We start from the raw sequence: 23,899 nt of genomic DNA on the forward strand, positions 1-23,899 counted from the left end.
TCCTACGGTAAAAGTGTCATTTGATGAGTATCGGGTGGGGTATAGCCCAAATGTTTCCAAGCAGCCGCAGTTGCCACTCGACCCCGTGGGGTACGGCTAAGATACCCGATTTGCATCAGATAGGGTTCGTAAACTTCCTCGATCGTTTGAGCGTCTTCACCCGTGGACGCAGCTAGCGTTTCAAGTCCGACGGGACCACCGTTGTGTCGTTCGATCATGAAACTGAGCAAGCGGCGATCCGTCCAATCTAAACCACAAGGATCGACGTTGAACAGTTGCAGGGCTTCGGCGGCAATGTCTCGATCGATTTCTCGAAAGGCTTTCACTTCAGCAAAGTCGCGGACTCGTTTGAGCAAGCGATTGGCAATCCGAGGGGTTCCACGGGCGCGGCGAGCAATCTCTTCTCCACCCGACTGGGTAATGTTCATTTTCAGCAGTGCAGCCGTACGCAAGACGATTTCAGTCAGTTCATCGATTTCGTAAAATCGCAGGCGTTGGATTAAGCCAAAGCGATCGCGCAACGGCGAAGTCAACGCACCGACTCGCGTTGTGGCTCCTACTAACGTAAAAGGCGGCAAGCTCATCGACTGCATTTTTGCACTTTTCCCTTTGCCGAGGGGAATGTCTACCCGAAAATCTTCCATTGCCGGGTAGAGCAATTCTTCAGCGACTTTGGCAAGACGGTGAATCTCATCGATGAACAGCACATCACCCGGCTGAAGGCTAATTAGTAAACCCATAATGTCGCGCGGGCGTTCGAGGGCAGGAGCGCTGGCAATCTTACATTTCACGCCCATCTCTTGTGCCAAAATCAGCGACATCGTGGTTTTGCCCAGTCCAGGAGGACCGTAGAGTAACAAGTGATCTAACGGTTCTTGGCGAGACTTAGCGGCACGAATCGCAATATCTAAGACATCTTTGAGATCTTTCTGTCCAATATATTCCGTCAGACATTGGGGACGGATTTTTTCTTCTTGTTTGCTGCGTTCTTCAGGCTCCGGCTCAGCTTGAAGAATGGTTGTCTTCTCAGGCTTGCCATTGGAGACAGCTTGGGAGACAGCTTGCGCCATGACGCTCACCTTGTCAGCGGGCGCAGCAGCTTTATCTCGATCGTTGGGCTGTTTTTTAGAGGAAATGATCGCCATAATTGTTGAGAACCATCAACTTTAGAGAGATCGTGAATATGGAGATTCCTTCTCGCTTTGCAATTCCCGACTCGATCTCGTTTGAAGGCGCGATCGAGCTAACCCAATCACTCCTTGCCGAGGTCGAACAGGGTCACGTCTCGGAACCTGAACTTGAAAGGATCATAACTGCGTTAGTACAAACTGAGAACGGCGCACGCGGTTTTTTTGTCACTTATTTAAGCGACGATCGGGAATTGATGGATGAAATTGGCTTTCATGTTGTATTAGGATTGCTTCCTGCTGAAGAGAAAGTCGCGGATCTGCTGACGAAGAATTTAGCCATGTCAACCGCCATGATCTTGACCCATACGCGCAATCAAAAGCCAGAATTGGCAGAGGGTTCAGCCAGAGTACAGCGGCGTAGCACTTATTTAATTCGCCGCATGATGTCGAAAAGCGTCGATCGTCAGCTCATGGAATTAAAAACCTCGATCGAGTCAGATGGAACCTATCGAGATTTTTTACGCCGATGGCAATATGACGATGAGCAACGATCGGCAATTTTGCACGCGATCGAACATGTGCGCCTAAACTGATATCCTGACGAAGACGCAATTGCGTTGAACTAGGGTGAGAGGTGTGAAAAATCCATTGAAAATCGTGGCGCGTAAATTCGTTACTTTCAGCACACGGCAACGCGATCGAGCAGTGCGCCGATTGCCGATTCCTCAATCTTTTTGGATCAAGTTTGATCTGCTCAAAACCTTGGTTAAACGCGATCTAGAAGCAAAATATAAAGGATCAATCCTCGGAAATTTTTGGGCGATCTTAAATCAACTTGCGCAGCTATTAGTATATACATACTTATTTTCGATTGTTCTGCAAATCAAACTCAATTTTCGGGGGTTGCCTGCGAATGACTTTACGTTTGGGCTGTGGATGTTTGCGGGGCTGATTCCTTGGACAGCCTTTGTCGCAGGATTCACAGGGGCAACCACGTCGGTGATTAGTCAGCCGAATTTGATCAAGAAAGTCGTATTTCCGCTAGGGCTGCTGCCGCTGGTGCCCATTTGTACAGCATTGGTCGAAAGCTCGTTTGGAATTATCTTACTGATTACATTTGTGGCATTTACCGCCAAACTGATTCACACTTCGGTGCTGTTATTTCCGATCATTTGGATTCCTCAATTGCTGCTCACAGCGGGTTTAGGGTATCTCGTAGCAGGATTGACGGTGTTTTTGAGAGACATTCCGCAAACGATTACGGTGATTCTGAATTTGTGGTTTTACTTGACTCCGATCGTTTATCCATCTTCACTCATTCCTGAAGGATGGCGATTTTTGGTGTTCTGGTTGAATCCGATGACCACGATCGTCGAAGTGTATCGTGATTTAGTGTTGGTCGGTCGGATGCATCATTGGGAAGAATTGGGCGTGTTGTGGGGCGTTTCCATGCTCACGTTTGCCATTGGGCTATTCGTTTATCGGCGATTGCGTCCAGCGTTTGCTGATGTTGTGTAGGATGAACTCTATGGCTGAGGTTGCAATTTCTCTCAAAGGTGTTTCAAAGTGTTTTAAGCGGTATGCGCGTCCGGTCGATCGCTTAAAAGAGATCTTGCTGCCTGGGAAAAGTCGGGCTGTGCCATTTTGGGCAATCCAAGAGATTGATTTAGAAATTTTCAGAGGCGAAACGATCGGCATTGTCGGGCAGAATGGAGCCGGAAAAAGCACGCTGCTGCAAGTGATTACCCAGACCTTGACTCCCACCTCCGGACAGTTAACTGTTAATGGTCGAATTTCTGCATTGTTAGAACTCGGGAGTGGTTTTAATCCAGAGTTTACAGGACGGCAGAATGTCTTTTTTAACGGTAGGATTTTAGGGCTAAGTCAAGCTGAGATTGAGCAGAAATTTGACACGATCGTTGAGTTTGCTGATATTGGAGATTTCATCGATCAGCCCGTGAAAACCTATTCGAGCGGTATGTTTGTCCGGTTAGCGTTTGCTGTGGCTGTCAATACTGATCCGGATATTCTCATTGTCGATGAAGCGCTGGCAGTAGGAGATGTCTACTTTCAGCAGAAATGCTTTATTCGATTGAGGGAGTTACGAGAAGCAGGTGTAACGTTACTCTTTGTCTCGCATGATTCGAGTGCCGTGTGCAAGTTGTGCGATCGCGCGATTTTGCTAGAACATGGCAGAGTCATTCTCGATGCCACTCCCCGGCAAGTCGTTGACCTGTACGAAGCGAAGCTTTTACAAAAACAAGATCAAGCTCCGGAGCGCATTGCGATTCAAATGCCTCAAGCGAGTACCGATGCTGCTATCACGTCAACATCAGTGCAATTGAAGTATGTGCAGTTTCTCGATGCGGACAATCACGCGATCCAATCCGCCTTTAGTGATTCTAAAGTTCAGCTGGCGATCGGACTCACCTTTCTAGAGCGCATGGAAGATCCGCATGTGGGATTCCGAATGCGAAATCGTACAGGAGAAGTCGTGTTTGAGTCGAATACATTCTGCATGAAGCACAGCATTGGAGCGGTCGAAGCAGGTAGCTCGATCGAAGCTCGATTTCAGTTTCATCTACCTCTACTGGCTGGAGATTATACGATTACAATCGGCATCGCAGAGGGTGGCTTCAGTGAACATCAATTCAAACGAGTCTTGACGATGCTTCATAATACTGCTGTGCTAAAAATTCTCCAAAACCCCAATGCGATTCTCTGGGCAGGCATTGTGAATCTCAATCCTACTTTTGAGATTTACCGCTCTAGTTCAACTCCAGACGAAACGCTTATCGAACTCTAATGCTTTATGTCTCTTGACCCATTGTTACTTCAGCAAGTTCAACCTTATACCCTGTGTACTTCCGATCGTCTGACGAATCTGGCTGCACTTTGCGAATACCTGAATTTGAATCAGATCGACGGTGACTTTGTGGAGTGTGGAACTTACAAGGGCGGCTCAGCAGCCGTAATTTCAACGTTTCTGGAAGACCGACATCTCTGGCTGTACGACAGTTTTGCAGGAATGCCACCGACAACTGCAAAAGATGGGGATGATGCGAAGGTTTGGGTCGGGGAATGTGTGGGCACGATTGAGGATCTCAAAACGATTTTGCACACGGTGGGTACGGATGAGCAGTCGTATACGATTAGAAAAGGGTGGTTTGAAACGACTTTCCAAGCGGAATTGCCTGAGAAGGTCGCGTTGCTGCATTGTGATGCGGATTGGTACGATTCGGTGACGTTGGTTTTAGAAACGTTTTATCCTCGCATTGTGACGGGTGGCTGTATTGTTCTGGATGATTTTGGCTATTGGGAAGGGTGTCGAGAGGCGTTTTATGATTTCTGTTACCGACATCATGAGAAGCCTGTTTTAGAGCGAGTTGGACCAGATCAGGCATTTTGGATCAAAGGTCGATCGCATAATCGTCAAGCGATCCCTCAGATTGTCGGACATCAAAATTTTGTGGAACAGCAGATTCAGCGAGAAATGCAGTTGCAAGCGGAGAATGCTGCTTTGAGAACGCGAATTGAAGCGATGGAAAGTAGTAAGTTTTGGAAACTGCGATCGCTTTGGTTCAAGCTCAAACATCAACAGACTTAACGTTTGTAGCACGAGTGCTTTCTGCACTAAACATACGAATGCACAATGCGAAGCAAGCGGAAAACTAAACTGCGATCGCATCAATTTCTCAAGAATTATAAAATCCCTGTTTTTTAGGTGTATTCTGCTACTGGCAGGGCGCTTCTATCCCGAATCATTACTTAGAGGGAAAGAAGAATGAGAACAGCAGTCGGAATCCTTGCAGGCTTGAGTTTGACACTCGCCGCAACCCAGGTACAAGCACAGACTCTAAATCTATACGATGGTTCACGTAATACCTCATTTGCCAAACAAGGTTGGACAAGCGTGACACCTCCCGGCACTGAAATCGTCAGCAATGGTGGGACAACCTTCAACACCAGAGCATCCAACACTCTCCAAGGCGGATATTCAATTTTTCGCACCCTCGATCGTACCAAAGGATATACATTGGGCTTCAATCTCCAACTATTGTCTGAAGCCCATCAAAATCCTGATCGAGCAGGATTTAGCATTATCGCTTTGAGTTCTGATCGGCGCGGTATCGAACTGGGATTCTGGGCAAGTGATGCGAAATTGAGCGATCGCATCTGGGCACAAAACGACGGAGCGACCAAACCGCCTCGATTTACTCATGCAGAAGGCACTTCATTTAGTCCAGTGCGCGCTGTTCGCTACGACCTCTCTGTGCAAGGCAATTACTATGGACTCTTCGCAAACGGCAATTTTCAAACTCCCATTCTCACCGGAAGCCTGCGTAACTACTCACCCGAAGGCGTGCCGTACAATTTACCAAATTTCGTTTTCTTCGGAGATAACACCACCTCAGCCAGTGCTTCTGTTCGCATCACCAGAGTCGATCTCACTCCTAGAGCGATCCCCTTTGCTAACTCTACAGCTCGTGCTGCTCGGCTTGCAGTCGATGCAACCGCTGTTCCAGAACCTTCTACTCTGCTCGGTTCAGGAATTGCCATTATGCTCGGTGGCTTAGTGCATCGCAAACGGCGCAAATAGATTAGATTTTCTAATCAGAATGAACAGCGGAAGCAACGACCCGAGTTTCGCCATCCATAGACCAAACTGTAATAATCTATATATTGCGCGCAATATGGAAGGGAGTTTAGAGGATGGCTAAGGCAGTCGGAATGGTAGAAGTGCGGGGTTTACCCCCGGCGCTTGCGGTTGCAGATGTCATGGTCAAAGCCGCACGAGTGACATTAGTTGAAATGGAACGTGTTAGCGGCGCTTATATTACGATCGTCGTTCGAGGCGATGTTTCAGAAGTCAAAATCTCCGTTGAAGCTGGATTAGAAGCTGCCAAAAAAATGACGGCTTACAAAGAAGGCGACAAACTGTTTCTATCATCGCACTATATTCCTCGCCCCAATGAAAACTTGATGGTTGTTTTACCGATCGATTACAGCGAACGCACCGAAGAATTTAATCAAGTCTAAGGAAAGCAGAACGAATGAGGCTATACTCCTGTTGGCTTCTTCTCTAAACTTCGGTTCCTCATGACTCTGGCAGTTCTCACACAAGCTGATTTCGATGCTTGGGTTATCCAAGCACGACGGTTTACGCTGCAAGGACGGCTTCCAGATTATATTCCGCAGTTGGCGCAGGTTGATTCGCGCCTGCTTGCGGCTCAAGTTTTGGCTGAAACTCAAACGCTAGCCGCGGGTGATGTCGCTCAGCCTTTTGTGCTGATGAGCGTCATTAAGCCGTTTTTGCTGCTTTATCTTCTAGAGCAGGTCGGTGCTGAGCGCGTCTTTCAGCAAGTGGGGATGCAACCTTCGGATTTGCCGTTTCATTCGATCGTGCAACTGAAAGCGGATCATAGCCGTCCTCGCAATCCTATGATCAATAGCGGCGCGATCGCGCTTACAGGTCTGATGCCCAAAGCTTCCGGTTCAGACCGCTGTGCCGCATTTTGCAAATGGTTGAACGATCTCGCTCACACTCAAATTGAATTGGATCAAAACGCGCTGAATTCGGTACGATCGCTGCCGAATGAAACCAATCGTGCGATCGCGGATTTACTTGTTCAGAGTGACTTGCTGGATCGTTCAGATCTGGCGCTGGATACGTATAATCAGCTTTGCTGTTTGTCAGGAACGATCGCAGATTTAGCACAACTGGGGTTATTGCTGGCAAAACCGCATCCGGAAATTTCTCACTTGCACCAGCAGACGGTTTCAGCCCTGATGTTGACCTGCGGATTGTATGAAGTGTCTGGAATTTTCGCTGTAAAGGTTGGCTTGCCGATGAAGTCGGGCGTGAGTGGAGCGCTGCTCGCCATCGTGCCAAAACAAGGCGTGATCGCTTGCTATAGTCCAGCGATCGATCGGATTGGAAATTCTGTTGCTGGACTTTTTCTAGTTGAAAAACTGGCTCAGGAATTGAAATTGAGTGTGTTTTGCTAGTGCAGAGCGTTACCACGTACTAAACGGATGCTTCGCTAAATTGGAGTTGTAATAGCGCGGGTCGTGAGAAACATCTTCTCCAATCCATTCGGGCAGATCGATCGACTGATCGGCGCTTTTTAGTTCAACCTCTGCCATGATTAATCCTTGATTCTGCCCTAAGAACTCATCGACTTCCCAAACTAAGCCATTCAGTGAAATTTTGTGCCGATATTTTTCAATCAGTGGCGGTTTGCAGAGCGTATCTAACATTTGTGCAGCATCCGTGAGCGGAATTTCATACTCAAACTCCGATCGCGAAATACCTTGAGTCATGCCTTTAATCGTGATAAATCCTCGATCGTCAATAATCCGAATTCTCACTGTACTTTCTAGCGTTGGAATGTAGCCTTGTCGATACAGAGTGCCTGGTGCAAGCGCGCGCCATTCCTCTCCAATCACTAAGAATTTTCGCTCAATTTCGATTCCCATCACTTAGCTCGCCTGTTGATCTAAAAATAAGAAAGCATCGACTTCTGCCCCGGTCGGTTGAGCGGCGATCGCGCCTGCTTTTAAGGTCGTTAACGCACCCGCAGCACTGGCATATTTGACAATATGTTCTGCATCTTGGCTAATTTCAGACAGTTGGTGCTGGCAGAGTTGATGCACAAATCCGGCTAAGAAGCTATCGCCTGCGCCTGTTGTGTCTTCAACGTCGATCGAGAAAGCTGGAATCTTTCCTTCTCGCTGATTGAGGCAGTAGCTACATCCTTTTTCGCCTGCGGTTACTAGCACGCCTTCTAGGGATTCGACGCGATGAGCAATCACACCCGGATCAGTTGTATCAAATAACCATGCGGCTTCTTCTTCTGCCATTTTGAGAAAATCTGCCCGCTTGATTAAGTCATGAATCAGTGCAGGTGCAATGTTCTGGTCTTTCCAAAACACAGGTCGCCAATTGACGTCTAAGACGACTTTGACAAAAAACTGTTCGGCAAGTTGTAAAGCCCGCTCGATCGCGACTCGACTGCGCGGATAAGCCATCAATAAAGTTCCAAGCACCAGATAATCTGCATGTTGAAACAATTCGACAGGAATGAGATCGCCTTGAAGTTGTGTATCTGCAAATTCGCTCGTATCGCGGTTCTCGCCGAACGCGACGAAACTACGATCGTTGGTTTGTGATCGCAACACCAGGACTGTCCGAGTTGGAGCAGGATAGATTTGCACACCGCTCGTATCGACTTTGAGAGTCTTGAGTAACTCGGTCAGCGATTGCCCTAAGTCATCATCTCCAACGGCTCCAACGAATGCGCTGGGTGTGCCAAGTTTAGTTAAGGCACAGGCGACATTGGCAGGAGCACCACCCGGATAATCTGTCCAAGTGGTGACTGCTTCGAGGGGGAGTCCTGGCTGGTTGGAAATGCGATCGAAGAGAATTTCGCCGAGACAGATAACACGCGGATGCATTACAGGCTTTAGGTTGAATGTGTTCTCTCATAGTGTATGAGCGGGGGAGACTTCAAAACCTAAAGAATGTTGAACTTGACAGAAAAAGTCGCCTTCAGATTGGTCAACCTCAACGGATGAGTGATCCCACAGATTTAGACTAAATTTCCCGATCTGGTGTTGAATGACGAGAATGGGGTGAAGATAAATGTGTTTTTGCTCGCCCTCGTTCCTACCCCCAGAATGCATCCCTTATGAAACTGAATCGCCCCAAGCGAATTTTAGCGAAAAGCTTGATTCTGTCTCTGTTAAGCCTTGTTTTGATCGTAACGTTCGACTGGCAAGGAGCCTCGATCGCGGCCCAACCTGCCGAACTCATCGCCAGCGATCGCACAGCGCAAATCAATGTCCGAACTCGCCCTTCGACTTCTGCGACTCTCGCAGGCTTCGCTGTCGCAGGGGATGGCATCCAAATCCTTGACCAAGTTCAGGGCAGAGACGGCTACACCTGGTACAGGATGCAATCTAATCGCTCTGGAATCGAGGGTTGGGTTCGAGGCGATCTCGTTCGGATTCTGGCTGCATCTTCACAGCCCAGAGCTAATCTCAGCCGAACAGCACCGCTCCCATCTCCAACTCAATCTGAAAATTGCGCTCCCGTCTATCCCGTTCCGATCCCAGCCATTAATCAAGGCTTTGGACAAGTTCCCGATTCGTTTAATCTGGGTCAAACTCGGCTACATACGGGTGTAGATTTTGACGGAAGAATTGGTGATCCAATTCATAGTCCAGTCTGTGGTGTCGTGTTCTATGTCGGTCGCGAACAAGATGAAACGAGCTATGAATGGGGCTATGGATGGCATATCAAGATCCGCGATCCGCAGGGCCGAATTCACCTGCTAGCTCATATCAGTAAAGCGTATGTTAAACCTGGTCAAACTGTGAACCCCGGTCAACGAATTGCTGACATTGGTAACAATGGAAACTCGACTGGGCCGCATCTACACTATGAGATTCGCCAAGGTGCAGATGATCATACTTATGCTGTCGATCCAATGCCTTTTCTGAATCGTGCAAGTAGTATGACGGACTCTGAACATCAGAGTATGCGATCGCCCTTACGCTTTTAACGCGAAAATTCAGGAGCAATTGCTCCTGAATCTCCTATCACTAGAACGAACTACTGAGCATAAGCTGCCGAGAACCATCCTCCGTCGGGTAATTGATACCAACCTCCCGACTGACGAACGACTCGTACAGTTTCACCTGCATTCAGCGGTCTTCCATTCAAGCTATAGTTCACACCAGGGCCATTCCGAACGTTTACCCAAGTGGTCGCTCTTACCGTTCGATTGATTGGTGTTCCGCCACTGACAGGCGTTCCACCACCACCAGTCCCGCCAGAACTGCCGCCAGAACCCGTCGTTGTATACGCTGCTGAGAACCATCCTCCATCGGGCAACTGATACCAACCATTTGAATAGCGCACGATTCGTACAGTTTCACCCGGATAAAGTGGTCTGCCGTTCAAGCTATACCCCGTTCCAGGGCCATTCCGAACATTAACTGTCGTTGTGGTCGTCACTCGGGTTGTAATTGCGCTTCCACCGCCACCAATCCCGCCAGAGCTACCACCAGAACCCGTCGTTGTGTACGCTGCTGAGAACCATCCTCCGTCGGGTAATTGATACCAACCGTTTGAATAGCGCACGACTCGTACGGTTTCACCTGAATAAAGTGGTCTACCGTTTAAGCTATACCCTGTTCCAGGACCATTCCGAACGTTAACTGTCGTTGTGGTCGTCACTCGGGTTGTAATTGCGCTTCCACCGCCACCAGTTCCGCCAGAACTACCGCCAGAACCCGTCGTTGTATACGCTGCTGAGAACCATCCTCCGTCGGGCAATTGATACCATCCTCCCGACTGCTGTACAACTCGCACGGTTTCACCTGGATAAAGTGGTCTACCGTTTAAGCTATATCCCGTTCCAGGGCCATTCCGAACGTTCAGGGCAGAAATTCCGCTGCTGACTTTAACATATTGCGCGGCTTGAGCGGATGGAACATGAGTGATTAAGGTTGATGCAGCAAGTACAAGACCTGCAAGACTGAGCCAAGCAGAACTCGGAAGGATCAATCCTAGTTTTTTCAGCGATCGTGTAATTCGAGCTATTTTTGATTCTGGTTGAGCGGACACTGCTTGGAGCGGAGCTTGTGCGGCTTCAGTACGTCCAGTTGTTTCCATAATTCCCCTGATTTTTGATGTACAAGGCTTTTACTGTTGAATCCTGAGTCAGAATCGAATGAAGGTGACAGGCTAGTCTCTCCCAGTGTGTTTACTAAGACACAAACTTACTTATTCGACTACTGAGGTTTTGAAAAATCTGCTCTCAGGTTGTGCTCAGAGCAATGAATCTACCATAGTTGCTTATTTAAGCGCATTCGCTAGAGCCAGAAGGAATCTGAAACATTTCTTTGCTAGATGAATTACTTCTTTTTCGTGCAGCTAAGAAGTAATTCATCTAGCACATAGGCTTGTTAGAGGCTCGTTCAAATTATGAAATTGAAGTATCTGATGTACCTCGCTCAATAAACTTAGAATCGACGATGGTACGATCACAAGAATCATGAAGAAATATAAGATCGAGCAGTTAGCTTAGATACGAATGAAAGATACAGACTGACTTACAGATAGATAAGATTTCTAAGCCGGGGGCAGTTTGCTGGAAAAGAGCGCGATCGCAGATTCACCATCTACTGAGGTGACTGCGATCGCGCTCTACTATCTACTAAGCTGGATGTTCCATTTTGGAGGACTTGAAAGTTCAAAGATTCCTCGAAATCAGAGAATTCTCTAATTTTCAAAGTCCCCAAAGTAAACTGTGGAGAACGATTCACCTTTGTATTGCAGATTCATTTGGAACTACTCCATCAGATTCGCACAGCTAGATTGCCTTGTAATTTTTAACACGATCACCTTCTGCAACACCTAAAACTTTTGCCATCCAAGGCGGTGGAGCCGTCGCAATGACGGTTTGCAGATCAGTCAGAATCGCTCTTGCTTCACCCCCTTCGATTAGTTTCATTGGATAAATACCAGCTTGCACAACCTTGGCAGCAGCAGGGCCACCGATGGAGACGATATACACGACATGGCAATCTCGAATCAGATTGATGCGAAATCCATTGCGATCGTCGGATAGATCAGCTTCGAGTGCTGAGCGAATATCAATTAATTTAAGCGTTGTAGCAGAAAGTTGGTAGACCAAGTACCGCAAACAAGATCCGAAGTGACCATCAAGCAGTTCGCGATTGTTAGAAGCAACTGCAATCCGAACAGAGTGTGGCATTTCACCATCTTGATAAGGCTCGATCGTCGGAAGTGCCTCAGCTTCATCTTTTGCACCCCAGAGAATCCGAACCGCTTCTTTGAGTGCAGCAATGTCGCCTGCATTGGCATCTTCGCCTTCTTCTTCACCATCTAGATCATAAGTCTGTCCAAAGGCAGTTTTTAAGTTCGTAACCGTAATGCGGCTGAGTGCTGCTTCATTCAACACTTCTCCAACATTATCTTGGAGTGCTTCAATCAACTCAGTCAGCGAAATTTCAGGCAGGACTCTAGCCGCTAGAGCGATTCTTAAGGCAACTTCATTCGAGATCGGAGGGTTACTTGTGGTAGTACTCATGCTTAGGTTTCCAGAGAGAGTAGGGCAAACGTGAGAAAATATCGGACGTTTTCTCTCTCTTCATTAGCTGAGACTTGACCTCAGATTTCAGTACGATCGACTACGAACGAGAGGTAAGCTCGATTGACTTAAGTGAATAAATCATCGTGCTTTGTAAACCTCTGTTGCACAAGCTGTTACAGTCGCATCAGAAATTGCGTCTGACACTCAATTGAGTGGGTGGACTAAGGTTGATGTTTCTGACTGTCGTTTCAACGATCGATGGAGATGGATTTTTGAAATTAATATTCCATCAACTGAAATCAATCGTTTAAATGTAATACATTGTAATCGGCTGCTGAAAATGATTGCGTTGGTCTAACAAATCTTGCAGGGTATGCGTTTCTAAAACCTCATCGGCCGCTCGTTTCACTTTTTGCCAAAAGCCAGTAATCGCTTGCATGGCAGCAGGTTCAGAACTATCCTCAGCAGCCGTTGCAGGTTCTTCTCCTTCCATACAGTTCACAATTTCCAACATCGTGATCCTGCGAGGATGGCGAGAGAGAAAATATCCCCCTTTTTTGCCCCGCTCACTCGAAATAAGAGTAGCTCGTCTTAGGGTCGCGAGTAACTGCTCTAAATAGCGATCGGGAATATTCTGTGATGCTGCAATCTGTCGAATCTGTAATGTTTCACCTGTCTCATAGACTGAAGCCAATTCCAACATCGCTAAGAGTGCATATTTCGTTCGACCTGAAAGTTCTAAGAGCATGATTTCGGACTATGAAACAGGTGCGCATTCAGATTTTAGCTTAGAATCACACTCCATTGATGGCTGAGGTGGGAATTTATACGGGGTCTATGTTGCCCCGAATCCTCGACTGATGGCAGTTTTGGTTCGTACCAAAATTATTGTTTGCGAATCGCTTCAAATGGCTCAGTTCCTAATGGGCTAGGTGTCCATCCGGCGATCGATTTTCGCTGCACTAATAACGGATCAGAATGCACGATCGATAATCGCACCGCTTCGCGCTGAATAATTTCATCTACTTCAGCATAAAGTTTTGCACGACGAGTTCGATCGCCTGTCAATCGAGCTTGATTCAGCAGTTGAATGACTCGATCGTTTTTCCAGTTGCCTAAATCGGTTGTGCTACCTGGGCCAAAGTGCGGATAGTAAAATGTATCTGGATCACCATAATCTCCTGTCCAACCCAACATAAACATTGGATAGCCTGGTTTTTTATTGCGATCAGCAAGATAAGCTGCCCAATCTTTTGTTTTCAGATTTGCTTTAATTCCCACGGCTTGTAGGTCGGCGGCAAACGCTTCTGCGATCGCTTTTGGTGTGGGAAAATAAGGGCGTGCTACAGGCATGTACCACAAGTCGATTTCAAAGCCATTGGCAAATCCTGCTTGTTTGAGTAACTCTTTTGCTTTGTCAGGATTGTAGTCATAGCCTTTGACCTTAGGTGACGTTGCCCAATCCAGAGACGGCGGAAGAAAATGCGGCGTTGTTTGGGCTGATCCTTTCCAAAACGCTTGCACCAGCGCTTCTCGGTTAATGGCATGTGCGATCGCTTGTCGCACTCGCACATCAGAAAGCTGCTTAAAGCTCGGATTTAATGCTAAGTAGCCGACATTAAACGAAGGACGATTCATCACTGCTAAATTCTGATCTTGCTCAATTTCTTGCTTTTGATCAGGTGCTAGCTCAACTGTAAAATCAACTTGTCCTGCTCTAACTTGTGCAAGTCTTGCGCCAGAATCCGTTACAAACCGCATCACAAGCTGATTTGACTGAGGTAAGTTTGGCTTCCAATAGTTCGGATTTTTCTCAAGCGTAATGCGATCGCCACTTTGCCACCCTTTGAATACAAATGCCCCGGTTCCAATTGCTCCGCTTGCAGGTGTTCCATAGTTCGCCCCTGCTTTCTGAATTGCAGTTGGACTCGCAATGCCAAAGTAAGAAGATGCGATCGCTGTTGGAAAAGCAGCAAACGGCTGTTTCAGAACGAATTGAATCGTCAAAGGATTGATCACTTTGACATCCTGAACGAGTGAATCAGGTTCACCTTTGTAACCGCCAAAAATCTGACCCCAAATTTCGTAGCTTTTGCCCGCATTGCGAAATCCATTCGGATTCTTTTTATCCCACCAGCGATCGACATTAAACTTCACTGCTTGTGCATTAAACTCGGTGCCGTCATGGAATTTCACACCTTTGCGAAGCTTGAATGTCCACGTTTTACCGTCTTTTGAGGCGCTCCAAGACGTTGCTAAACTCGGCTCTAAGTCCGCAGTTCCAGGCTTGAATTGGATCAAGCGATTGTAGATTTGATTCTGAACAATCAGAGAATTTCCGTCAGTGATATTTCCGGGTTCTAAATTGGTCGGCTGCCCACTGGCTGCATAGACTAAAACTCCCGGAGCCGTCGGAGTCGTATTTTGTGAGGCACAATTGGTAACGATCACGCTCATCACCATGAGAAGCCCGATGAATGTCGATCGCCAAATTCGAGGTTTGACCATTGCAACTGATGACTAAAAGACTTCAGGATTGTATCCGAAACCCGTTGACAGTAATTGTATTATATATGTAGTATGTCAGTAGTTTGCTCATGTATACGTCAGAAGATGAAATTACTGAATTGGTTCGAGCGTTTGAGGATTGTCGTTTAGCGAGAGAACACTGGACACATACAGCACATTTAACCGTTGCATTGTGGTATTTAATTCGATCTCCTCGCACTGCAGTAGAGAAAATCCGCTTTGGCATCCAACGCTATAATCATACACACGGGATTGAATCAACTCCAACTGGCGGCTATCACGAAACAATTACGTTATTTTGGATTCACCTCATTCAAACCGATCTCAATCATGTTGATATTCATGATTCTTTACTGAACTTAGCCAATCAACTCATTCATCACTACGCTGATCCGGCAGTGTTGTTTGAATATTACAGCCGCGATTGTTTGTTTTCACCGCTTGCTCGTTCTACTTGGGTCGAACCCAATTTAAAATCGTTCTGAAATCTTATGTCAGACTTCAACTTCAATCAATACAATCAATTTCAGCATAGTCAACAGCAAGGGCAAAACTTACTAGCAGCGGGATGGCGACCGCTGAATCGAGATTTTGACTGGAATTATTTTTTGCACCTTGTACAGAACGACGGGGATGAACTGAATCGCCGCATGATGGGTGCAGTGAGTACGATTACAGATTCTCTGGGACGGAGCTATCAAGCTTGGTGGTCAAATGTAATCAATCTTTGCTCGTCTTATACGCGTGGAGAACTAGATCAGGTTTGGAACTATCTCACGCCTGAGCCACCCTGTCCGGATCACCACTATATCGATAGCTTGAGTGTAGAAACTCCGATGCGGCAAGTTGTGAGCCGTAGCAGTATTCCGATCGATTATGCTTTGAATCGATTGCAGGAAACGGCAATTCGGAAAATGCTGGAAATCTTAGGTCGTCCAGATTTGATTACTCAGAACTATCTCGATCGCTGGTTTTACTTTCCACCCGATCGATTTGATCAGTGGGAACGTCTCGATGTAGTTAGTACCGTTTATGCCTATTGGTCAAGCCATGATGCGTGGTTGCAAATTGACTATGTCGATCGCGGTCGGCGGTATTGGACGCTGATGGCGAAGAATATGGCTCCGTTGATTCAAAAGGCGACCTATGGCTTAGCAGTGATGCTAAGTGGGTATCAGAACCGTGTAGGTCAAATTCATGCTCAGTTTAGTACCCGTGACTTTCCAGAGGAGATTCAAGCCTTTAGTGATGCGGTGCAGCAAACGGTCATGACGCAAGATCGTCTCGCCGTCTTAGTGCATGGTGATCCGGGAACTGGAAAGACTGCTTGGACGCAAGCGATCGCGAAAGAAATTCTCGTACCCTTGGGCTATGTGATTTTCATTTTGGATCACGATGCGGTTGAGAATTTTGTGCCGCCTGCTTATCTTGAGCGGATTTGTCTGATTATCAATGAGGCAGATAACTTAGCACAGGATCGATCAACAGAGATTGCTCAGGCGAGTAATAAGACAGAGCATATTTTGAGCTTGCTCGATGGAACGTTGTATCAGAGTGTGGTGAGCGTTGGTAACTTTGAGCTAGAACAAAAATTAGTCGTGCTGATGACTTGCAATACGACGGAACGGCTTGATCCGGCAATGTTGCGCAAAGGTCGAGTAGATTTGATCTGTGAATTTCAGCATCGATTTGTTTAGCGCGATCGAGTGAATCGTGGGGTTGAGTTGCGACTACGCTCAGCCCACGCATCGCTCACGTATCGAGTTAAGCCTAGTCGAGGAGAACCCGAAACTTTCCTCATACATCTTTGGGCGTATCTATTGCGGGCGCATCTCCCCGCGTTCAATCCGTTTCACTTGCTCAAGCTGCTGTTCTGTCTTCTTCGCCCAAGCTGTATTCCCTTGACTAGAAAAGAGATCTCTGGCATATCGCAACACCCGTTCAGCTTCAGGCAAATTCTTCTGCCGAACAAATACTAAACCTGCGGCATAGTAACCCGTTGCAAACTTCGGATTAATCTGCGTTGCTTTGCGAAACCCATTCAAAGCTTGGTCTAATTTACCTTGATAGTAAGAGACTAAACCTAAGCTATAGTGTGCTTCGACATAGTTCGGATTGCGCTGAATCGCTTGCTGAAACGCAGACATCGCTTCATTCAATTTTCCTTGCTGCTGATAGGCTTGTCCGATCTGAAATAAAGGCTCCGGAGCATTCAAACTTAGATTGGCTGATTTCTGGAACGCTTGCACTGCAGCATCATAGTTCTTCTCCTGCATCAGAACTAAGCCCAGATTATACTGAGCCACACCCGACTTCGGATCAAGTTCGATCGCTCTGGTTAAATAATCTCTTGCTTGCTTGATATTATTGCCCTCTAGTAGAGCAGCACCGAGATTTGCGAAAGCTAGGGCAAATTTTGGATCTGCTTTGGTCGCTTGATAGAAAGCATCGGCGGAGGGTTGAAGTTGTCCCGCTTGGCGTAAGGCGAGTCCTAAATTATAGTGAGCTGCCGCAAGACGCGGATTGAGCTTTGCTGCTTCGCGAAATGAAGCGATCGCTTCATTCAATTTTCCTTGCTGAATTTGTTGTAGTCCTTGATTTACCTTTGACTCTGCAGATTCTGCCGCTTGTCGAGACGCTTGAGCAAGCAGCAGTGGGGATGCATGAATCGGAGACACGACAGGAGGCAGAAAACACAATCCAGGAGACAAGAGTACGATTTTCAAACACAATCGGATAGACATATTTACACTCACAATCAATTGTTATCGTTGCAGACCTAACTCTCATCGCCTTCTACAAATATTCAGGTCTCATCTTTAAATTCAGGACATGATGCCCTTTTAATTTATTCACCAAACTTTCACGATTTCAATCGATTAAACAATCTTCTAGACATTATGACAAGGGCTTTTTGATGTATCAGATGTCTAAGTAATTCGGGACATGTGCAGAGTTAGAAAGCTTAAGACATATTACTTTATACGGTCTTGATCGTAATACCTTGCGTGTAACCGCGATTATATAGTAGCAGTCACTACAGCTTGTCTAAACTGTGCCCTCAGTATTCTCAATCATAATCAAAATATAAAGTTTCATACTTTGCGCTGATCGCTCCAGGACCCGTGATTTACTAAAAATTGAGGTTTTTTGTTCCTGGTATCCTGCCATATGGCTGCTTTGAATTTGGGCGGATTACGATCGCGATTATTGCTACTTGTATTACTTGCAATCTTGCCGGGGTTTGTCCTGACTCTACTGTTTAGAATACGAGAACGAGATTTAATCGCTGCCCGATATCGAGAACAAGCGGCGAGAGTGGCACAACAAGTCGTCGTCAAACAAGATGCTCTGGTTGAAGAAACGCGAGAATTACTTCAAACCCTAGCAACTCAACCAGAACTGAACATCACAGAATGTTCTCCAACCTTTGAGCCAATCTTGCAGAAATCGCAACAATATTTGGTCTTAGCAACTATCTCACCTCAGGGCGACTTAGTTTGCAGTGTGCCAACCTCTGCAAAAATGCTGAACGTCGGAGATCGGAGTTGGTTTCAAAAAACACTCCGCAATCATAACTTTGCCATCGGCGAATATCAGGTGGGTCGAATTACCGGACAGCCTGGGATTGGGTTTAGTTATCCAATCTTGGCAGACGATCGCGTGAAGACTGTGATTGTTGCCACTTTAAGTTTGACTTGGCTCAATGAGGTCATTGCTCAGCAGAATTTGCCAGCAGGTTCTACGATCAGTGTTATCGATCGACAAGGAGTTGTTTTAGCACACTATCCGAAACCAAACCTTTGGGTCGGTCAATCAATTCGACATACCCCTCTATTTCAGGAATTACAGCGGCAAAATCAAGCCTCGAACATCGTTGAAACTCAAGGGTTAGACGGCTCGCTCCAGTTATTTGCGTTTACGAATCTCCTGCCCCAAGATGTCTCCGATCTCGAAGTCATCATCAGCATTCCACAGTCTGTCATTCTCACTCAGGTCAATCAAGATGCACTGGAAAGCTTCCTTTGGCTCAGCCTGATTACCCTGTTTGCACTGACTGCAACTTGGTATTTCAGTGTTGTGGCGATTCAGCGCCCGATTTGCGAGTTACTAGATGTGACTCAGAAGCTCACAAAAGGAGAGTTAACGGCACGAGTTGAGAGACCATTTCAGCCGGGAATTTTAGGGCAGCTTGCTGAGGCATTTAATGAAATGGGTAGCTCCTTGGAAACTCATGTTGCAGAACGGGCGGAAGTAGAAAAAGCGAGAGAAGTTGCCACGATTAAAGAGCGCTTTGTTTCAATGGTGTCGCACGAGTTTCGGACTCCTCTGAGTGCTGTGCTCATTGCAGCCCGTATGTTGAAACAATTTGGTGATCAAATGTCAGTGATGCAGAAAAATGAATCGTTCGATCGCTTATTTTCTGCCGTGAATCAGATGACACAGTTGATGGAAGACGTTTTACTACTTGGACAAGATCAAGCAGGAGTCGCGCTCTTTTCCCCTAAGCTAATGAATCCGGCTGAGTTTTGTGGAAGATTGATTGAATCCATGCAGATCAATGCCAGTGCTCAGCATCGATTATTATTCGTCAATGATGAGAAATGTGAACAAGCAAATTTGGATGAAAAGCTGCTGCGATCGATTCTCACAAATTTACTATCTAATGCGATTAAATACTCTCCAAATGGTGGTGAGGTGCGTCTAGCCTTGACGTGTGATGCTGACGTGTTGACCTTTGAGGTGACAGATCAAGGGATTGGGATTCCTGAACCAGATTTGCTGCGATTATTTGACTCATTTCATCGCGGGCAGAATGTTGGCACGATTCGTGGAACAGGATTGGGATTAGCGATCGTGCAGCGATGTGTCGAATTGCATCAAGGAACGATTACCGTGGAGCGGCGCACGCCTGGAACGGTATTTCGGGTCAAGTTAATGCGATCGTGAGTGAAGGAGTCGGTGATTCCAGTAAATCTGTCTGGTAGAAGAGTGGGGAGGAGCAACCATGATTTCAGATTTTTGCCCTATTCTCCTATTTCCCCACTCTGCAAGTTGACGAGTAGCTCGACAGACTATTCAAGCACTAGGATCAAGCACTAAGATTGTGCCGATTAACGATCGAGCTGAGCAGGTTTTTGAGCGACTTGCATCGATTTCACTAATTCTGCCATCGCCGTTTCTAAGACGACTCCTGCATCCATTGCCACCCAACCTTCAGTCGTCTGCTGGCGCACCTCAAAGTGCAAGTGAGGTCCAGTCGAATTGCCTGTACTCCCCACTCGCCCAATCACCGTACCCTGTTTCACAATATCGCCCGGTTTGACGAAGATCTCTGATAAGTGAGCATAGAGCGTCTGTTGTGCCCCTGCATTGTGTTCCAGCGCAACCGATAAACCATAGCCTCCAAAGAAATCAGAGAGAATGACGCGGCCTGTTAACGCTGCTAAAACAGGAGTACCTAATGCTGCACCCAGATCAGTGCCTGTATGCAATCTTGTATTGCCCGTAATCGGATGAACTCGCCAACCAAACATGGATGTAATCGGAGACGGAATCGCTAGCGGAAAAATTAACTTGAGATCGCCATTCCCAATGCGTCCGATTGGGCGAACACTGCGATTGTAATAATTTTGAACCGTTCCGTAAGCAGAGCCAATCGGATTGGATTGCGCTGCTCCTGCCCAGTTAATTCCCGTGACGGACAAGTTAAAGCCGCCCACTTCAACCGGAGCCATACTCACCGATTCAGCAGGCGCACGATACCGAGGAGACACGATCGACGCTGGAGGTTTCGCAATCACGGTTGGAGTCGGAGTCGATCGTTCAGTTGCACCTAAGTCATAGTCGGTTTTGTCAATAAACGTATCCCCCTCCACAGGGGCAACTTCAACCGCAGGGGCAACTTGAACGGGTGGCGCAATCTCAACCGCAGCAGGAGCAGCAGGTTTGACTGCAGGCAAAGGATCGGTTGGGGCTTGAGCGTGGACAGAACGGATCGCACCGAGTCCGACGAGCCAGCCCAACCCTGAAATCATTAAGGCACGCATCCAGAAGAGATTAAGTAGAGAGTGAGTCATGGGACGATTTAGGGAGACAATAGCGATCGAGAAGGCTCAAGCTTTTATTGTGACGGGTATTTAGAAAATCGCGCCACTTATGGGCGAATGTTACTCACAGCACGTCGCAGTTGAGCGAGTGCTTGGTTGTAACCGATGATGGCGCTAACACGGTTTCCCTGAGCTTGAGTCAGGGCTGCTTCAGCACTAATTCGATCGGTTTGTGTACCGACTCCAGCCTGGAAGCGCAGAATTGCCAATCTCAGCGCTTCTTCTGCCTGGGCGACCGATTGCTGAGTCGTATTGATATTGGCAAAGTTGGCTTGGAGGTTCGCGAAAGCTTGCTCGACTTGGAAGCGGATTTGATTGCGGTTCTGAGCAAATCGGGCTTCGGCAATCTCGCGATCGCGTTCTCGCTGGCTAATTTGAGCATTGGTTGCCCCGCCATCAAAAAGATTCCAACGTGCTTGCAGTCCCAGGCTGTAATTGTCGGAATTGTTAGCATCGGTATCAACGGTTCCAGAGCGACTGAAATCATACGAGGCGACAAAGCCAAGAGTGACTCCATTTTGCGCTCGTGCAGCCCGAATTTGAGCTTGGCTAATTTCACGCTGCACAAGCTGTTCTTCGAGTTCTGCTCGATTTTTATAAGCCAAGACGATGCTATCTTCCAATGGAATCGTCCACGTTCCTGCAGGCTGAACTGGATCAGCCGCGGTCAGCGTCGCGGTTTCCGATAAACTGAGCCGCTGAGCCAGTTGTCGGCGATTGATCTCCTGGGTCGCTTGGGAGTTGCGAAGTTGCTGCTGAGCATTGGCTAAGTTAACTTCTGCACGCAAGGTGTCAAATCGAGTTCCTAGTCCGGCTGTTTCTTGCGCTCTCGAGTCTCGCAGGTTAGCTTCTGCATTTCGGACTGCTGCTTCGTTAATCGCAACTTGAGAGTCTGCATTCTGCAAGTTGTAGTAATCATTGGAAACTTGCAGCCGCAGTTCTTCGCGAGTTTGTTCCAATTGCAATTCAGCCGTGCGCGATCGCCGTTCTGCTGCTTCAATCTGAGCGGGACGTAACCCTGACGTAAAAATGTCGTAGTTTAGCTGTGCGCCCAGACCGAACGCCGTTCGTGTGGAGCTGCCGCTCTGACTTTGGATGCCCAGTTGCTCTAGAAAGCTATTTTGTTGGGTGTCTTGAGTGATGAAAGCACTTCCAGAACGAGTGAGGTTGGATGTCAATGCAAGTGTGGGAAAGTTTCCTGCACGCGCTTCTCGAATGGCAGCACGGCTTTGTTCAACTTGCAGACGGGCGATTTCTAAATCGCGGTTGTTGCGTTCTGCAAGGTCTAGCGCTTGTTGGAGGGTAATCGGTTGGACGAAACGGACTTGGACTTCTCCAGGTTTGGTGGGGAAGAGGAGACGGTTGGGGGAGGGGGTGAGGAGGGTTTGGGCAGAAGCGCCGGGGGTGGGAGGTGGGGAGGTGGGGAGTGGGGGAGTAGGGGTTGGTGTAGGGGTGGGAGTGGGGGTGGGTGTAGAGGTCGTTGGTCGGGGTAAGGGTGCAGAAGGACGTGGAGTTGCTGGAGCTTGGGCGGTTGGGTTGGGTTTGGGGGTTGGCTTAGTCGTGACGGGTTTGGTTGGGACAACGACGGAGGGAGTTTGTGCGATCGCGTTCGGTTTGAGATCAATGACCCAAGGAGGGGTAGGATCGCCTTCTAAGTCGCGCGATGCTGCGAGGGTGAGCGTTGGAGAACTGTTCTCTGGCTTGAATTGGTTAAAAATTGAGGGTTTTGCCACACTGGGGGGAGCCGCAACCAGAACACGAGATTGTGGTTGAGCGGCGACGGACGAGTTTGAGGCGGGTTCTGGCTCATTTTGGGGTGAGGTGGGATTGGCGGTTGCCGCATCCACCGAGCCGATAGCCATCCACGCTCCTACACCTAAAGCCAACAATTCAAAATACGGTTTCATACGATTTCGGTTCGCCCACTGAGATCACGATCATTTTTTAGACTTGTTCAGACTCTTTAGAGTTCTGAGTTGTGCAGCCTTAAGCAGGATATCGTTTCTAGCTGTCGATCGACAAAAAACCTTGCGACTTTAGAGGTTAAATTTTCGAGTTCGACAAGTTCCATCGAACAGATTTAGATTGGAAGATACTTGTAAATCGGGAGGTTTGGGGATTGGTTCCGCGATCGACAATCCTTCAGCAATATTTCAGATCAATGCATTGTGAGAAGAGTAGGAATGCCAATCTGATTTATGTCGGAAGGGGGTATACAGATGGATCAGCTTGTGGAGCAGTGAGGTATAACTATTACCGCTAGGGTCAAGCGTGAATCCGGATAAGTTAAAAATTTCAATGGCTCAATCAATTTTCTCTCGTTAAGTCGATGAATAGAAGGTATATCTAATGAATCCATCTCACGATCGTCAATTTGCTCCTGCCACTCAACGCAATCGTGAACCGATTCTAGAGGTTTTACTGGAAGTGCTCCCTCCAGCAGGAACAATCCTAGAAATTTCCAGTGGCACAGGAGAACATGCGGTATTCTTTGCACCTCGTTTAGCACCTCGACGATGGCAACCTTCTGATCCAAGCGCGATCGCGCGTGACAGTATCGCCGCGTGGCGCGAGTTTGAGCCTGCGGAGAATCTAGCTGCCCCGATCGAGATTGACGCATGTGATTCAGTTTGGAATGTTGAAGACTCAATTCAAGCGATCGTGAATATTAATATGATTCACATCGCGCCCTGGGCAGCGTGTTTAGGACTAGTGGCAGGTGCGAATCGACTGCTTCCACCCGGCGGAATTTTGTATTTGTACGGTCCTTACAAACAAAGCGGAATTCATACCGCTCCTAGTAATGAATTGTTCGATGACAGCTTGCAACTACAAAATCCAGAGTGGGGTGTCAGAAATCTAGAGGATGTAGTTGATGCGGCTCAAGCACAAAATTTAGAGTTATTGAAAGTCTTTCCAATGCCTGCCAATAATCTATCTGTTGTCTTTCAAAAGCAATAGGAATTTCAAACATAAGTAGATAGGTGTGATTAAAACTTAAGTT

Annotated in this window: 22 protein-coding genes; 12 read left to right on the plus strand and 10 right to left on the minus strand. The window is 47.3% G+C overall.

Going from position 1 to position 23,899, the window contains the following annotated elements:
• Nucleotides 1-2: 2 nt before the first annotated feature.
• Nucleotides 3-1,070: a Holliday junction branch migration DNA helicase RuvB gene (ruvB, locus tag ACMUEV_RS11290; RefSeq protein ID WP_415354785.1), complete on the minus strand. Its 1,068-nt coding sequence runs from the start codon at nucleotides 1,068-1,070 to the stop codon at nucleotides 3-5.
• 113 nt (nucleotides 1,071-1,183) lie between these two features.
• On the opposite strand from ruvB, the gene ACMUEV_RS11295 reads away from it, so the two are divergent.
• The 7 genes from ACMUEV_RS11295 to ACMUEV_RS11325 all read left to right on the plus strand — a co-directional run bounded on the left by ACMUEV_RS11295 (nucleotide 1,184) and on the right by ACMUEV_RS11325 (nucleotide 7,139).
• Nucleotides 1,184-1,723, plus strand: a complete 540-nt coding sequence (locus ACMUEV_RS11295; protein ID WP_017288988.1) for a hypothetical protein — start codon at nucleotides 1,184-1,186, stop codon at nucleotides 1,721-1,723.
• 43 nt (nucleotides 1,724-1,766) lie between these two features.
• Nucleotides 1,767-2,648: an ABC transporter permease gene (locus tag ACMUEV_RS11300; protein ID WP_017288987.1), complete on the plus strand. Its 882-nt coding sequence runs from the start codon at nucleotides 1,767-1,769 to the stop codon at nucleotides 2,646-2,648.
• A 10-nt stretch (nucleotides 2,649-2,658) separates the two neighbouring features.
• The gene (locus ACMUEV_RS11305) at nucleotides 2,659-3,936 is read left to right on the plus strand and encodes an ABC transporter ATP-binding protein (protein WP_017288986.1); all 1,278 of its coding nucleotides are present in this window, start codon (nucleotides 2,659-2,661) and stop codon (nucleotides 3,934-3,936) included.
• A 6-nt stretch (nucleotides 3,937-3,942) separates the two neighbouring features.
• Nucleotides 3,943-4,737 (plus strand): TylF/MycF/NovP-related O-methyltransferase, encoded by a 795-nt coding sequence (locus tag ACMUEV_RS11310; RefSeq protein ID WP_190653222.1) that lies wholly within the window; start codon nucleotides 3,943-3,945, stop codon nucleotides 4,735-4,737.
• A 177-nt stretch (nucleotides 4,738-4,914) separates the two neighbouring features.
• Nucleotides 4,915-5,730 carry a PEP-CTERM sorting domain-containing protein gene (locus ACMUEV_RS11315; RefSeq protein ID WP_190653221.1) on the plus strand — a complete coding sequence of 272 codons (816 nt, stop codon included), beginning with the start codon at nucleotides 4,915-4,917 and terminating at the stop codon, nucleotides 5,728-5,730.
• Nucleotides 5,731-5,843: 113 nt separating this feature from the next.
• Nucleotides 5,844-6,170, plus strand: a complete 327-nt coding sequence (locus ACMUEV_RS11320; protein ID WP_017288983.1) for a carbon dioxide-concentrating mechanism protein CcmK — start codon at nucleotides 5,844-5,846, stop codon at nucleotides 6,168-6,170.
• 60 nt (nucleotides 6,171-6,230) lie between these two features.
• Nucleotides 6,231-7,139 (plus strand): glutaminase, encoded by a 909-nt coding sequence (locus tag ACMUEV_RS11325; RefSeq protein ID WP_017288982.1) that lies wholly within the window; start codon nucleotides 6,231-6,233, stop codon nucleotides 7,137-7,139.
• A gap of 9 nt (nucleotides 7,140-7,148) precedes the next feature.
• On the opposite strand, the gene ACMUEV_RS11330 is transcribed toward ACMUEV_RS11325, so the two are convergent.
• Both ACMUEV_RS11330 and ACMUEV_RS11335 read right to left on the minus strand, forming a co-directional pair.
• Nucleotides 7,149-7,610: a CYTH domain-containing protein gene (locus ACMUEV_RS11330; protein ID WP_190653220.1), complete on the minus strand. Its 462-nt coding sequence runs from the start codon at nucleotides 7,608-7,610 to the stop codon at nucleotides 7,149-7,151.
• A gap of 3 nt (nucleotides 7,611-7,613) precedes the next feature.
• Nucleotides 7,614-8,588 carry a carbohydrate kinase family protein gene (locus ACMUEV_RS11335; RefSeq protein WP_190653219.1) on the minus strand — a complete coding sequence of 325 codons (975 nt, stop codon included), beginning with the start codon at nucleotides 8,586-8,588 and terminating at the stop codon, nucleotides 7,614-7,616.
• Between the two features lie 233 nt (nucleotides 8,589-8,821).
• Between ACMUEV_RS11335 and ACMUEV_RS11340 the strand changes: the two genes are divergently transcribed.
• Nucleotides 8,822-9,697 (plus strand): M23 family metallopeptidase, encoded by an 876-nt coding sequence (locus ACMUEV_RS11340; protein ID WP_190653218.1) that lies wholly within the window; start codon nucleotides 8,822-8,824, stop codon nucleotides 9,695-9,697.
• Between the two features lie 50 nt (nucleotides 9,698-9,747).
• Here the strand turns inward: ACMUEV_RS11340 and ACMUEV_RS11345 are convergent, their stop codons facing one another.
• The 4 genes from ACMUEV_RS11345 to ACMUEV_RS11360 all read right to left on the minus strand — a co-directional run bounded on the left by ACMUEV_RS11345 (nucleotide 9,748) and on the right by ACMUEV_RS11360 (nucleotide 14,764).
• Nucleotides 9,748-10,812 carry an SH3 domain-containing protein gene (locus tag ACMUEV_RS11345; protein WP_190653217.1) on the minus strand — a complete coding sequence of 355 codons (1,065 nt, stop codon included), beginning with the start codon at nucleotides 10,810-10,812 and terminating at the stop codon, nucleotides 9,748-9,750.
• 700 nt (nucleotides 10,813-11,512) lie between these two features.
• The gene (locus tag ACMUEV_RS11350) at nucleotides 11,513-12,253 is read right to left on the minus strand and encodes a dinitrogenase iron-molybdenum cofactor biosynthesis protein (protein WP_190653216.1); all 741 of its coding nucleotides are present in this window, start codon (nucleotides 12,251-12,253) and stop codon (nucleotides 11,513-11,515) included.
• A 310-nt stretch (nucleotides 12,254-12,563) separates the two neighbouring features.
• Nucleotides 12,564-13,004: an RrF2 family transcriptional regulator gene (locus tag ACMUEV_RS11355; protein ID WP_190653215.1), complete on the minus strand. Its 441-nt coding sequence runs from the start codon at nucleotides 13,002-13,004 to the stop codon at nucleotides 12,564-12,566.
• Between the two features lie 137 nt (nucleotides 13,005-13,141).
• Nucleotides 13,142-14,764: an ABC transporter substrate-binding protein gene (locus tag ACMUEV_RS11360; protein ID WP_190653214.1), complete on the minus strand. Its 1,623-nt coding sequence runs from the start codon at nucleotides 14,762-14,764 to the stop codon at nucleotides 13,142-13,144.
• An 89-nt stretch (nucleotides 14,765-14,853) separates the two neighbouring features.
• On the opposite strand from ACMUEV_RS11360, the gene ACMUEV_RS11365 reads away from it, so the two are divergent.
• Both ACMUEV_RS11365 and ACMUEV_RS11370 read left to right on the plus strand, forming a co-directional pair.
• Nucleotides 14,854-15,270, plus strand: coding sequence for a hypothetical protein (locus ACMUEV_RS11365; RefSeq protein WP_190653213.1), 417 nt, complete (start codon nucleotides 14,854-14,856; stop codon nucleotides 15,268-15,270).
• 6 nt (nucleotides 15,271-15,276) lie between these two features.
• Nucleotides 15,277-16,482: an AAA family ATPase gene (locus tag ACMUEV_RS11370; protein WP_017288975.1), complete on the plus strand. Its 1,206-nt coding sequence runs from the start codon at nucleotides 15,277-15,279 to the stop codon at nucleotides 16,480-16,482.
• 120 nt (nucleotides 16,483-16,602) lie between these two features.
• On the opposite strand, the gene ACMUEV_RS11375 is transcribed toward ACMUEV_RS11370, so the two are convergent.
• Entirely contained in the window at nucleotides 16,603-17,529 is a 927-nt protein-coding gene (locus ACMUEV_RS11375) for a tetratricopeptide repeat protein (RefSeq protein WP_190653212.1), read from the minus strand.
• Between the two features lie 427 nt (nucleotides 17,530-17,956).
• Between ACMUEV_RS11375 and ACMUEV_RS11380 the strand changes: the two genes are divergently transcribed.
• Nucleotides 17,957-19,735, plus strand: coding sequence for a sensor histidine kinase (locus tag ACMUEV_RS11380; RefSeq protein ID WP_190653211.1), 1,779 nt, complete (start codon nucleotides 17,957-17,959; stop codon nucleotides 19,733-19,735).
• A 164-nt stretch (nucleotides 19,736-19,899) separates the two neighbouring features.
• Here ACMUEV_RS11380 and ACMUEV_RS11385 read toward each other — a convergent pair whose 3' ends face one another.
• Nucleotides 19,900-20,865 (minus strand): M23 family metallopeptidase, encoded by a 966-nt coding sequence (locus tag ACMUEV_RS11385; protein WP_190653210.1) that lies wholly within the window; start codon nucleotides 20,863-20,865, stop codon nucleotides 19,900-19,902.
• Nucleotides 20,866-20,942: 77 nt separating this feature from the next.
• On the minus strand, nucleotides 20,943-22,802 hold the full coding sequence (locus tag ACMUEV_RS11390; RefSeq protein WP_348251524.1) for a TolC family protein: 1,860 nt from the start codon (nucleotides 22,800-22,802) through the stop codon (nucleotides 20,943-20,945).
• A gap of 442 nt (nucleotides 22,803-23,244) precedes the next feature.
• On the opposite strand from ACMUEV_RS11390, the gene ACMUEV_RS11395 reads away from it, so the two are divergent.
• Nucleotides 23,245-23,856 (plus strand): DUF938 domain-containing protein, encoded by a 612-nt coding sequence (locus ACMUEV_RS11395; RefSeq protein ID WP_190653208.1) that lies wholly within the window; start codon nucleotides 23,245-23,247, stop codon nucleotides 23,854-23,856.
• The last annotated feature ends 43 nt before the right edge of the window (nucleotides 23,857-23,899 follow it).

It is taken from the genome of Leptolyngbya sp. FACHB-1624, assembly GCF_047649235.1.
Taxonomy (GTDB): Bacteria; Cyanobacteriota; Cyanobacteriia; order Leptolyngbyales; family Leptolyngbyaceae; genus Leptolyngbya; species Leptolyngbya boryana.